Here is a 12,576-nt window from a genome sequence, read left to right as displayed (position 1 = left end):
TTTATACCTTAAAATTTATCACAATTTATTTGATACTGTTTAATATTTTCATCATTTACTTCGTGGTTTGGTACTCGATAGCATTCTTTAAATTTCGGAGTTTTAATAATTTTTACATAAAAACTTGGTATAGCAATACGGTTTTTAATGTATTGTGGTTCTTTATCGTAAAGTACTAAATTTAAAACTTCAATACTTTGAAATTTTAAAGCCAAATTTCTTTCTCTTTGTTCGATTTCATTCCAAATTTTATTATTTATTTGCGCATTTTGTGGGGTAATATTACTCATTAAAAATACTGAATTTTGAGCAGCTTTACTAAAGCTAAAAGAAGCATTAGGTGCAGTGTGTCCTCGCGTGTAGCCACTGTTTTTATAATCACTCCAAGTAGTACGGTATTTTTTAGGAATATTTGTATCATCTTCAAAGCGAGGGCGTTTTTTAATTTGTTTATTTTTTAAATTTGAAGCTTCTACTTTATAAGCAACGGCTTTTGTACCTTTGAGTTTATAATCATAGCAATTTAGATAAAAAAACTTATCTAAGATTTGCGAGCAATTTATGTTATTAAAATAAGAAGAAAAATCAGCACTAGGCTTGTAAGATTCTAAGGCGAAAATATTAAGAGATATAGTGAGTAAAAAGATGAAAATTTTCATTTAAGTTCCTTATCTTTACTTTTGCAAAGATGATTTAAAAAACATTCTTTACATAAAGGTTTTTTAGCTTTACAGGTGTAGCGTCCAAAAAGAACCATGGCTTGATGAAGATAGTTAAGATTATCTTTAAATATGCGTGTTAAATCTTCTTCTGTGGCTTCTGGAGTTTTTGCTTTACTAAGTCCTAAGCGGTGAGAAACTCTAAAAACATGAGTATCTACAGCCATGAAATTTGCTCCACACCATTCTATTAAAACCACATGGGCGGTTTTTTGTCCCACACCTGCTAAGGATTTTAATTTCTCTTCTTCAAGGGGAATTTCTCCGTCAAAATTTTCACAAACTGATTTTGCCATTTTTATAAGATTTTGTGCTTTATTATTAAAAAATGAACAAGTTTGTATGTAGGTTTTAAGGCTTGATAAATTTGCATTTGCAAGGGATTTGATATCAGGATAAGCTTTAAAAAGATCAGGAGTGATGAGATTAACTCTTTTATCAGTGCATTGGGCTGAAAGCATCACGCAGACTAATAGTTCGTATAAATTTGAAAATTTAAGTTCTGTTACAGGTTTTTCAAAATATTTTAAAAAAAGCTCTTTGATTTCTAAATTTCTTTTCATTTTTTAATTTTAGTTAATTAGCTTTAAACCAAGTTTAGATATAATCAATTTTACATACATTTTATTAAAAAGGAAACCCAATGAGAAAAATTTCTTTAGTTGTAGCAGCTTTGATTGCAGGTGTAGCTTTAAATGTAAATGCAGCTACAGTAGCCACTGTTAATGGCAAGAGCATTAGTGATACAGAAGTAAGTGAATTTTTTGCCCCTATGCTTAGAGGACAGGATTTTAAAACTTTGCCAGATAATCAAAAAAAAGCTCTTATTCAGCAATATATTATGCAAGACTTAATTTTGCAAGATGCTAAAAAACAAAATTTAGAAAAAGATCCTTTGTACAAAAAAGAACTTGACCGTGCAAAAGATGCAATACTTGTTAATGTTTATCAAGAAAAAATTTTAAATACAATTAAAATTGATTCGGCTAAAGTTAAAGCTTTTTATGATCAAAATAAAGACAAATATGTAAAACCTGCAAGAGTGCAAGCAAAACATATCTTAGTAGCGACAGAAAAAGAAGCTAAGGATATTATTAACAAACTTAAAGGTTTAAAAGGTAAAGAGCTAGATGCTAAATTTAGTGAGCTTGCTAAAGAGAAATCAATTGATCCAGGTTCAAAAAACCAAGGTGGTGAGCTTGGTTGGTTTGATCAATCAACTATGGTAAAGCCTTTTACAGATGCCGCTTTCGCACTTAAAAATGGTACTATTACTACAACTCCGATAAAAACGAATTTTGGTTATCATGTAATCTTAAAAGAAAATTCGCAGGCTAAAGGTCAAATCAAATTTGATGAAGTAAAACAAGGTATTGAAAACGGACTTAAATTTGAAGAATTTAAAAAAGTTATCAATCAAAAAGGCCAAGATCTTTTAAATAGTGCTAAAGTGGAATATAAATAATGGGTGTTTTAGACATTGTAAAAGCAGGGGTGATTAGCGGAGATGAGCTTAATAAAGTTTATGACTATGCTAAAGCAGAGGGTTTTGCTATCCCTGCTGTTAATGTTGTAGGAACTGATTCTATTAATGCAGTTTTAGAAGCTGCAAAAAAAGTTAACTCTCCAGTTATTATCCAGTTTTCAAATGGTGGGGCAAAATTTTATGCAGGGAAAAATTGTCCTAATGGAGAAGTTTTAGGTGCAATTAGTGGGGCTAAACATGTACATTTACTTGCTAAAGCTTATGGTGTACCTGTGATTTTACACACTGATCATGCCGCAAGAAAACTTTTGCCTTGGATTGATGGGCTTATTGAGGCAAATGCACAATATAAAAAAACCCATGGACAAGCTTTATTTAGTTCTCATATGCTTGATCTTAGCGAAGAAAGTTTAGAGGAAAATCTTAACACATGTGAAGTTTATCTTCAAAAACTTGATGCTTTAGATGTCGCGCTTGAAATAGAACTAGGTTGTACAGGTGGCGAAGAAGATGGAGTGGATAATACAGGTATTGATAATTCTAAGCTTTATACCCAACCAGAAGATGTAGCACTTGCATATGAAAGACTTGGAAAGATTAGTGATAAATTTTCAATTGCAGCAAGCTTTGGAAATGTACATGGAGTTTACAAACCAGGAAATGTTAGCTTACAACCTGAAATTTTAAAAAATTCGCAAAAATTTGTCAAAGATAAATTTGCTTTAAATAGCGATAAGCCTATAAATTTTGTATTTCATGGTGGTAGCGGTAGCGAGCTAAAAGATATTAAAAATGCAGTAAGTTATGGCGTAATTAAGATGAATATTGACACAGATACCCAGTGGGCTTTTTGGGATGGGGTGCGTGAATATGAACTTAAAAATAGGGCTTATTTGCAAGGACAAATTGGAAATCCAGAAGGTGATGACAAGCCAAATAAAAAATACTATGATCCGCGTGTTTGGTTAAGAAGTGGTGAAGAAAGCATGATAAAGCGTCTTGAAGTCGCTTTTGAAGATTTAAACTGTATAAACAAAAACTAAGCATTTTAAAGGCTTAGTTTTATTTTGTTTTAAAAATTTTTATTAAATTTAGTAACAATCTTTAAAATAAAATTTAATGAGGTATTGGTTTCATGGATATTAAATCAGATGAAATTTCAGAACTTGTTTTGCCTGAAGGCAAAGATGCAAGAGGTTCTTTGGTTTATTTTAAAATTATTTTTATTCCAGCTTTTCTTTATATTTTGATTTTATCGGGTTATTTTAATGTAATTGATTTTAAGGTTGAATTACATACGGTTATTATGACAGGTGTGATTTTTTTTACAGCATTGATTTTTGCTAGACATAGTGCTGAGTATGCGTATAGTATTTTTGAACAACAAAAAGATGAATTTAAACAGGTTTTAAAAAGACATATTATGAGGCATTTTCTTGCCATAGGGAAAGACACAAAATCAAATGCCAATTTTGATGACTTTGCTTATGCATATATTAAAGGTGCAAGAAATGAGAACTTTGCTAGTATAGGTTCGGCAATTTTTCCAATGATGGGAATTTTAGGGACTTTTATCAGTATAGCTTTTTCAATGCCAAATTTTAGCTCTAGTGATACAGCCGCTTTAGAACAAGAAATTGCAGATTTGTTAAGTGGAGTGGGAACTGCTTTTTATGTTTCAATTTATGGAATTTTTCTTGCATTATGGTGGATGTTTTTTGAAAAATATGGTAAAAGTAAAATAGATCGTTTGCTAAATCGTCAAAAAAATGCTACAAGTGGATTTTTTTGGACAAAAGAAGAGCTTGATCAAAGGTATTTAACTGAGAGTTTGCAGCATTTTGAAAAAATGGGAGCAATTTTTAAACAAGTTAGTAATGATGATTTTTTTGCAGAGCTTGATCATGCTATTGATAGAAAATTTGGTATTTTTCAAGATATGCTAAATGTAGAAGAAAAGGCTATTAGATTAAGTAGTGAACACATCAAACAAACCATGGGTGAGCTTAGTAAAGCACAAAGAGATCAACGCGATCTTGGAAAGCTTTATAGTGAAATGTTAAATGGCATAGGTTTGCTCAATCAAAATTTGAAAGAAATCAATACAAGAATGTCAGAACAATATAATCGCTTGCTCGATATCAGTAGTGATAAAATTCATCATCTTGATAAGACGCTAAGTGCATTCGATGAAAAAGTAGAGCGTTTTGGTAAAAATTTTGAACTTTATGAAAAAGCAATGTTGGAAAGTCAAGAAAAGGTTTTTGAGGGATTTAAAGCAAGCTTGTTTGAAGGTATGCATAAATTTAAGGAAGTATATGAAGAAGAAAAAAGTATCGATGCTAAAATCAAAATGATGGATGAGCTTAAAAAAGAAATGAAAGCACTTGATGAAGAAACAAGTCAAATGATGAGTAAGCTTTCTGGGGATGGAAATCAAAATAAAGAAAATGAAACCAAACAAATAGAAGATTTTTCAGAGTCTAAGACTGAAGAAAATCAAGATGAAATTCAAGCAAAAATATCTAAGCAAGAAAGCAATGATGAGCTAAAAAATGAAGATAAAGAAAATAAATGAAAAATGAGACAAAAGAAGATAGCAATTTTTGGATAGCTTATGCTGATTTAATGGCAGGATTGCTGTTTGTTTTTATTTTGCTAATAGGTGCTATTGTTGTAAAATATGTTTTAACTCAAAGTGATTTAAAAGAAATTAAAGACAATCTCAATAAACAAGAGGCACGCTTAGAGGAGAGTAAAGAAGAGCTTAGAAATAAAGAAGCCATAGTGTTTAAACTAAGTTCTGATTTAAACAATGCTTCTAGTGCTTTAAATCTTGCTAATTCTCAAAAAGCAGAATTAGAGGCTAATATTACAAATTACAAGCAGTTAAGCAAAGATTTAAACTCAACTTTAGATAATAAAGATAAGCAAATTTTGATTTTACTAGGTCAACTAGAGAAAAAAGATGAAGAGCTTAAAAATTTACAAGAAGATTTTCAAAAAGCTAAAGAAAAGGTGCAAAATCTTGGTTTGATTCGTGAAAATTTAAGCAAGGAATTACAAAGCAAACTTGATAATAATATCACTATAGATGAAAAGACAGGATCTATTTCTTTGCCTGCTGAAGTACTTTTTGATAAAGATTCTTATGTGTTAAAAAATGAGGCAAAGGCAAGTTTGAGAAAAATCTTAAGCGAATATTTTGATGCTATTCTTGAAGATCCAAAAATTTTTTCCAACATTGAAAATATCATTATTGAAGGACATACTGATAGTGATGGATCTTATATTTATAATTTAGATTTGTCGCAAAAAAGAGCTTATGAGGTGATGAATTTTATCTATACTTTTTATAAGAGTGATAAGCTTCAAAAGCTTTTAATGGCAAGTGGACGTTCTTTTTCAGATCCTGTGTTTGTCAACGGAGTTGAAGATAAGGATAAGAGTCGTCGCATAGAAATAAAATTTAGCATTAAAAATGATAATGCTTTAAAGGATGTAGAAAAATTCTTTGAATTTCATTAAAACAATTAGTCCTATACAAAAAATCAATTTTAACGGATTTGAATTTTATATTAAAAGAGATGATTTATTAGGAGAAATTAATGGAAATAAAGCTAGGAAACTTGCTTTTTATATCCATCAAAGATATCCTAAAAATCAATCTTTTGTAAGTTATGGAGGAAGCCAAAGTAATGCTTTGGCGGCATTAAGTATTTTTGCTAAACAAAGATCATATAAGCTTGTTTTTGCTTGTGAAAAAATTTCTACTTTTCTTAAGAATAATCCTTGTGGAAACTATGCTTTAGCTTTAGAAAATGGTGTTAATTTTGTAGAAAATATCCATTCTTTATCCTCCTTAAAGCAATTTGCCTTGTCTTTGTGTAAAAAAGATGATATTTTTATAGAACAAGGCATGGCTAATTTAGAAGCTCAATATGGCTATATGGAGCTTGCTCAAGAAATTCAAATGCAAAGTCAAAGTTTAAAGCTTGATTTTGATATTTTTTTACCTTCGGGTACAGGCACTTCGGCAGCTTTTTTGGCAAAGTATTCTAAATTTAAAGTATTTACTTGTGCTTGTGTAGGTGATATTAAATATCTTAAAAAACAAATTTTAACATTAGATCCAAGCTATGATTTTTCAAATTTAGAATTTTTAACAAGTGATAAAAAATATCACTTTGCTAAGCCGTATAAAGAATTTTATGAGCTTTATATGGATTTAAAGTTAAAGTGCAATATAGAATTTGACTTGTTGTATGATATTTTAGGATTAAGTATAGCATTAAAACAAGAGTGGAAAAAACCATTGCTTTATATACATCAAGGTGGAATTTTAGGAAATTCCACTATGTTAGAGAGATATAAATTTAAAAAATTAGTTTAAAATTCCATAGATAAAAATGATTAAAATAATCAAAGGTATTATATATTTTACATAATAAAACCAAATTCCAAACCATGAACTTTTAAGTGTATTGTTATTGCTAAGTTCTTTTAGACTTTCTTGTTTGCCTAAAATCCAACCTACATAAATGCAGCAAAAAAATGCAGTTAAAACAAACAAAATATTTCCACTAATGAAATCAAAACTATCAAAAATGTTTTTTCCTTTGATGATAACAATATCACGCCAAGGCCCATAAGTTAGAATACAAGGAAGATTGCCAAGTATGAAGATAAACCCTAGAGTTAGGTTAATAGAAAGATTTTTAGAATATTTAAATTTTTCTTCTAATACGCTAATAATAACTTGATAAATTGGCAAGCTTGTGGTTAAAGCTGCAATCAAGAGTAAGATAAAAAATAAAATACACACAATGGTGCCAAAATGGATATGAGAAAATGCTATAGGTAAAGTTTCAAAAACCAAAGAAGGCCCGCTATCTGGAGCAAGTCCCGCTGAGAAAAGTGCTGGAAAAATCATAAAACCAGCCAAAACAGCTATAATGGTATTTAAAACCCCTGTATAAATAGCGGTTTTTGCCATATTTTCATTTTTATTAAGATGAGATGAAAGTGTTATCATCACCCCAAAACCTAGGGATAAAGCAAAAAAAACTTGCCCTAAAACATCGATTAAAAGTTTTGGTGATAAAATTTTACTAAAATCAGGTTCAAGATAAAATTTAACTCCAGCTATAGCTCCATCAAGGGTTAAATTGCGTCCTACAACAATAATAAGACAGATAAATAATAAGGGCATTAAAAATTTTACAGATTTTTCTATACCATCTATAATGCCTCTTTTTAAAATAATGTAATTAATAATTACAAAAACAGTGGTAAAAATACCGACCCCCAAAGGATTGAAGGCTATCTTGTCGTTAAAAAACTGATGAGTAAATTCTTTGCTTACTACATTGGCAAGACTAAAATTCCCTAGGGTTAATTCCCAAATATAAACTAAAACCCATCCTCCAAGTACCATGTAGTAAGCCATTATGCCAAAGCTTCCTAAAAGTCCCATGTATCCAATACTTTGCCATTTTTGTTTAAAAGCATCTACGCTATTTGTCATCGCTTTTCTGCCTATGACATTTTCAACTAAAATAACAGGAATGCCTATGATAATCATGGCTATACAAAAAACTAATACATAAGCGCCGCCACCATTTTCTCCTACAAGATAGGGAAAACGCCAAGTTGCTCCAAATCCTATGGTTGCTCCAGCAACTGTTAGAATATAAGTTAGTGTGCTACTCCATGTTTGTCTTTGCATGATTATCCTTTCAAAAAAGGATTATTTTATCTAAAAATAACTTTAAAAACTTATAAGCTATCCATATAGCTTGTATCGTAAGTATTTTTTAAGCGTTTGTGTATCGTTTCGTGCCAATTTTGAGATATGAGAGAGTTTAATTTTTCTAATTTATCTAATTAAATTTGGATTTTTCTTAAGAATTTGATGTGGGGAGTAAAAAAGTTGATTGAGTTTAAATATACTAAGTGAAGTAGATTTTTTTTCTAAAATTTTAATGTTTTCATACTTTCGTATTTGTTCAACTTGTAAAACTTTATAATACCATCCACTCAAGCCCATTTTAAAAATTTCATGTGTAAAATTTGAATTATTGTGAATTCTAGAAATTTTTACACAAGGTTTTCTAGGTTCGCTTACTTGCAGTTTTGCATTTGAAATTTGATGTATATCATCTATGCAAACATTTTGTTCATAAAGCCCATCGATGCTCAAATTTTCACTCATTGAGCCAAAATTTAGCTTTTTATTAAGAAATCTTTCTCATATAGGATAGTTTTGACAAGAGTTGGCAAAAATACCTTATGGTAGCCTCCGTGATGAATTTTATTAGCTATTTGATCATCTAAAATACCCAGAAAATCAATCTATGTTTCTTCTAGGTAAATATCTTTAATAAATGCGTTTTGGAAATTTTTATGGTTTTTTTAATTTTCCCTATTTGCAAACTTTGAATTTTCATGGTTCTAGTTTTTTTAATAAATCATCAGCACTGATAAAACCCGTGATTTTTAATTTTTCTTTTCCATTTTCAAAGAAAATTAAAACAGGTGGGCCAAAAACATTAAATTCTTTCATGGTTTTAATTTGTTCATTATTATTTTCGCTTACATCAACTTTGATAAGTTTGTAATTTTGCATTTTTTGTATGATTCTTTCATCGCTAAAGGTTAATTCATCTAAAAGTTTGCAATTTTCACACCAAGATGCAGTAAAATCAAGCATTATGGGCTTTGTATTTGTTTGTATTTCTTGCTTTAATTGTTCAAAATTACTGATATAATCATAGCTTAGAGCAGGTTTTGAGGTAGATGTAGTATTGAAATTTAAAGGATTTAAGAAATTTTTAACCCCAAAAATTCCCCCTAGGAAAATGCTTAGAGAATAAGCTAAAATAAGAATTAAAATACTTTTTTTAATTTTAGAAATTATCGTAAAACTTTTTTCAAAAATTCCCATAAAAACACTAAAAAATACACCTAAAATTCCATAGGCAATTAAAATGTAATTTTCTTCAATAATTCTAGAAAGTATCCAAATAGCCATAGCCAACATAACAAAAGCAAAGAAAATTTTTACTTTTTCCATCCAAAAACCAGGCTTAATAAAACCTAATCCTAAGCCTATGAAAAGCAAAGGTATACCCATGCCAAAACTCATGATAAAAAGCGCACTACCACCCAATAAAGCATTGCCTGTATTGGCTATATAAATTAAAGCACCTGCTAAAGGGGCTGCTACGCAAGGACCTACTATTAAAGCAGATAAAAATCCCATAATAGCTATACCTACAACTCCCTTTCCTTTTTCGCTTTTTTTATGTATAAAGGTTTGAAATCTTAATGGTAATTCGAAACGAAAAGCTCCAAACATAGCAAAAGCAAAAGCTATGAAAATTAGAGCAAAAAGAATTAAAATAATAGGTTTTTGTAAAATTCCTTGAATACTTGCTCCTAGAAAACTTGCTATAACTCCAGCAATAGCGTAGGCTAAGGACATGAAAAAAACATAGATAAAAGAGAGAAAAAAACTATGTTTTTTTGAAAATTTAGCATTACTTTTTGCTATGATAAGAGAAGATAAAATCGGAATCATAGGTAAAATACAAGGTGTTAAGGAGAGTAAAAGTCCATAGCTAAAAAAACTTAGTAAAATCCAAAAAAAGTTATCTGTTGCTAAAAAATTTGCTATAGAGCTTTCTTCAGATTCAATTTTAGTTTTTTTATCTGTTTTTTGAGCTTTATAAGGTTTTGAAATTTCAAAAGTATCTTTTTTAGAAATGAGATCAAAGTACCAAGTTTGAGGATTATAACACAAGCCTTGTTCAGAACAACCTTGAAATTCGAGTTTGATTAAATTTGTAGTATTTTTTGCAAAGCGCTCTAGTAGTAAATTTGGCAAAGCTAAATTTAATTTTTGATAATAAACATTTTCATTGCCTCTTGTAGAGCTTTGAGGTAAATTAATCAAAGAACTTATATCTTTTTCATTTATATATAATTTAAGTTTATTAGAATAAAGATAAATATCTTTTCCAAGTTCAATATCAATTGAGATAGAGTTATTATAAGAGTTTGATTTTACATTAAAAGCTTCATTTAAAGACAATATAGAAGCAAAACATAAACAAAAACTTAATAAAATAATACCAAAAATACGCATAAATTTCCTAAAAACTTATTTTTCCTTTATCTTTAGCTTCAATTATAATTTATTATGGTAAATTTGCTTTAAATACTTTATAAAGGTTTGAAAATGCAAGAAAATAATTCTCTAAAAACACAAGGGGCTGTTAAAAAGAATGAAATTTATATTTCCGTTAAAAGAAAGAAAAGTACAATAGAATATGAAAAAGATTTAAAGAATTTGCAAATTGAACTTTTGAAATTTCAAAATCATGTTAAAGCCAAGGGTTTAAAGGTTCTTATACTTATAGAAGGACGCGATGCAGCTGGAAAAGGTGGGGCGATTAAACGTTTGATTGAGCATTTAAACCCGCGTGGTTGCCGCGTTGTGGCTCTTGAAAAACCTAGCGATGTGGAAAAAACACAGTGGTATTTTCAGCGTTATATAGCACATTTGCCCTCAGCCGGTGAGATTGTGATTTTTGACAGATCTTGGTATAATCGTGCAGGAGTAGAACCGGTGATGGGTTTTTGCACACCGCAACAACATAAAGATTTTTTAAGAGAAGTGCCTTTGTTTGAAAATATGATTTCAAATAGTGATATTACTTTTTTTAAATTTTATTTTTCGGTATCAAAAGATGAGCAAAAAAAACGTTTTGAAAAACGCCGAAGTGATCCACTTAAACAATATAAATTATCTCCTGTAGATCAAAAATCGCAAGAATTATGGGATAAATATACTTTAGCTAAATACTCTATGCTTTTAGCATCTAATACCCCAACTTGTCCTTGGACTATTATTTCTTCTGATGATAAGAAAAAAGCAAGATTAAATTTATTGCGTTTTATACTTTCTAAGGTAGAATATCCAAATAAAAAAACTGGAGATTTTTCCAAAATTGATGCAAAATTAGTGCGTAGTGGAGAAGAAGAAATACGAAAAATGGAGGCAAATTTGGAAAAACTTGACAGTAAAAAAGCAGATGAAAAAATAAAAGATTTAGATTAAGGAAAAGAATGCATAAGCTGGTTGAAAATTTAGCACTAAAGTACTATGATAAAGTAGTTGATTTAAGACATCAAATTCATATGCATCCTGAGCTTGAATTTGAAGAAGAAAATACAGCTCATTTAGTGTGTAAAATTTTAGATGAGTTTGGCATTAAATATCAAAAAAATATTGCAAAAACAGGAATTTTAGCTATTATAGAAGGAAAAAAGAAGAGTCAGAAAAAACCAAAATGCGTTCTTTTAAGAGCGGATATGGATGCTTTGCCTGTACAAGAAAAAACTAATCTAAGTTATGCTTCAAAAATTGATGGTAAGATGCACGCATGTGGACATGATGGACATACAGCAGGACTTTTGGGAGCTGCTTTGATATTAAATGAGCTCAAAGATGAATTTTGTGGCACGATTAAATTTATGTTTCAGCCCGCAGAAGAGGGAAGCGGTGGAGCTAAACCTATGATAGAATCAGGTGTATTGGAAAATCCTTATGTTGATGCAGTTTTTGGTTGTCATTTATGGGGGCCTTTGCTTGAAAATACTGCTCAAATTGTAAGTGGTGAAATGATGGCTGGAACGGATATTTTTGATTTGGAATTTATTGGCAGAGGAGGACATGGAGCTCATCCGCACACTTGTATAGATCCTATAATTATGGCAACGCAATTTGTAAATAATATACAAAGTGTTGTTTCTAGGCGTTTAGCCCCTTATGAAGCAGGGGTGATTACCGTAGGTCAAATTTGTGCAGGAACTACTTATAATGTTATTCCTACAAATGCTTATTTAAAAGGAACCGTGCGTTTTTTAAATGATAAAACACAAGATATTTTAAAAAGTTCTCTAGAAGAAGTGGCTGCTGCTACAGCAAAATCTAACGGTGGAGATTATAAACTTAAATATACTAAAGAATTTCCTCCATTGATTAATGATGAAAAAGCTGCTTTAATAGCAAGAAAAGCTTTTGCAAAGGTCTTAGGAGAAGAAAATATCATTGTTTCTTCTAAACCTGACATGGGGGCTGAAGATTTTGCTTTTTTAACACGAGAAAGAATGGGAGCTTATGTATTTGTTGGAATTTCAAAGGATTTAAATCACCCAGCTTTGCACCATAATTCTACTTTTTGTTGGGATGATGAAAATTTAAAAGTTTTAATGCAGGGTGATGTGATGATGGCTTTAGAATTTTTAAATTTATAAAATAGAATTAAAAATTCACAAAAAATTCACAAAAAATGAGTAAAATTT

At 30.0% G+C, this 12,576-nt stretch carries 11 protein-coding genes and 1 pseudogene; 7 read left to right on the top strand and 5 right to left on the bottom strand.

Annotation, left to right across the window (positions count from 1 at the left end; translation table 11 throughout):
• Window positions 1-8: 8 nt before the first annotated feature.
• Both AJN60_RS04700 and nth read right to left on the bottom strand, forming a co-directional pair.
• Window positions 9-659, bottom strand: coding sequence for a DNA/RNA non-specific endonuclease (locus tag AJN60_RS04700; RefSeq protein WP_070285970.1), 651 nt, complete (start codon window positions 657-659; stop codon window positions 9-11).
• Complete coding sequence (gene nth / locus AJN60_RS04695; RefSeq protein ID WP_070285969.1) at window positions 656-1,282, bottom strand: endonuclease III; 627 nt, start codon at window positions 1,280-1,282, stop codon at window positions 656-658. The genes AJN60_RS04700 and nth overlap by 4 nt, the downstream gene beginning before the upstream one ends.
• 80 nt (window positions 1,283-1,362) lie before the next feature.
• On the opposite strand from nth, the gene peb4 reads away from it, so the two are divergent.
• The 5 genes from peb4 (at window position 1,363) to AJN60_RS04670 (ending at window position 6,598) form a co-directional block, all read left to right on the top strand.
• Entirely contained in the window at window positions 1,363-2,184 is an 822-nt protein-coding gene (peb4, locus tag AJN60_RS04690) for a peptidylprolyl isomerase PEB4 (protein WP_070285968.1), read from the top strand.
• Window positions 2,184-3,248: a class II fructose-bisphosphate aldolase gene (fbaA, locus tag AJN60_RS04685; protein WP_070274915.1), complete on the top strand. Its 1,065-nt coding sequence runs from the start codon at window positions 2,184-2,186 to the stop codon at window positions 3,246-3,248. The genes peb4 and fbaA overlap by 1 nt, the downstream gene beginning before the upstream one ends.
• A gap of 92 nt (window positions 3,249-3,340) precedes the next feature.
• The gene (locus AJN60_RS04680) at window positions 3,341-4,783 is read left to right on the top strand and encodes a MotA/TolQ/ExbB proton channel family protein (RefSeq protein WP_070285967.1); all 1,443 of its coding nucleotides are present in this window, start codon (window positions 3,341-3,343) and stop codon (window positions 4,781-4,783) included.
• The gene (locus tag AJN60_RS04675; protein ID WP_070274917.1) at window positions 4,780-5,733 is read left to right on the top strand and encodes an OmpA family protein; all 954 of its coding nucleotides are present in this window, start codon (window positions 4,780-4,782) and stop codon (window positions 5,731-5,733) included. The genes AJN60_RS04680 and AJN60_RS04675 overlap by 4 nt, the downstream gene beginning before the upstream one ends.
• Window positions 5,720-6,598 (top strand): 1-aminocyclopropane-1-carboxylate deaminase/D-cysteine desulfhydrase, encoded by an 879-nt coding sequence (locus tag AJN60_RS04670; RefSeq protein WP_070274918.1) that lies wholly within the window; start codon window positions 5,720-5,722, stop codon window positions 6,596-6,598. Before AJN60_RS04675 ends, AJN60_RS04670 begins: the two co-directional genes overlap by 14 nt.
• Here AJN60_RS04670 and AJN60_RS04665 read toward each other — a convergent pair.
• The 3 genes and pseudogenes from AJN60_RS04665 to dsbD form a co-directional block, all read right to left on the bottom strand.
• Window positions 6,590-7,933 (bottom strand): sodium-dependent transporter, encoded by a 1,344-nt coding sequence (locus AJN60_RS04665; RefSeq protein WP_070285966.1) that lies wholly within the window; start codon window positions 7,931-7,933, stop codon window positions 6,590-6,592. The genes AJN60_RS04670 and AJN60_RS04665 overlap by 9 nt on opposite strands.
• Before the next feature lie 50 nt (window positions 7,934-7,983).
• Window positions 7,984-8,654, bottom strand: a pseudogene (locus AJN60_RS04660) (MOSC domain-containing protein).
• Entirely contained in the window at window positions 8,651-10,354 is a 1,704-nt protein-coding gene (gene dsbD, locus AJN60_RS04655) for a protein-disulfide reductase DsbD (protein ID WP_070285965.1), read from the bottom strand. The pseudogene AJN60_RS04660 and the gene dsbD overlap by 4 nt, the downstream one beginning before the upstream one ends.
• Before the next feature lie 93 nt (window positions 10,355-10,447).
• On the opposite strand from dsbD, the gene ppk2 reads away from it, so the two are divergent.
• Complete coding sequence (ppk2, locus tag AJN60_RS04650; protein WP_070233268.1) at window positions 10,448-11,329, top strand: polyphosphate kinase 2; 882 nt, start codon at window positions 10,448-10,450, stop codon at window positions 11,327-11,329.
• A gap of 8 nt (window positions 11,330-11,337) precedes the next feature.
• Window positions 11,338-12,528 carry a M20 metallopeptidase family protein gene (locus tag AJN60_RS04645; RefSeq protein ID WP_070285964.1) on the top strand — a complete coding sequence of 397 codons (1,191 nt, stop codon included), beginning with the start codon at window positions 11,338-11,340 and terminating at the stop codon, window positions 12,526-12,528.
• Window positions 12,529-12,576: the final 48 nt, after the last annotated feature.

This window comes from Campylobacter sp. BCW_4323 (assembly GCF_001763115.1).
Taxonomy (GTDB): domain Bacteria; phylum Campylobacterota; class Campylobacteria; order Campylobacterales; family Campylobacteraceae; genus Campylobacter_D; species Campylobacter_D jejuni.
The sequence above is the reverse complement of the archived record's forward strand: the minus strand, read 5'-3'. Positions and strand labels throughout refer to the sequence as shown.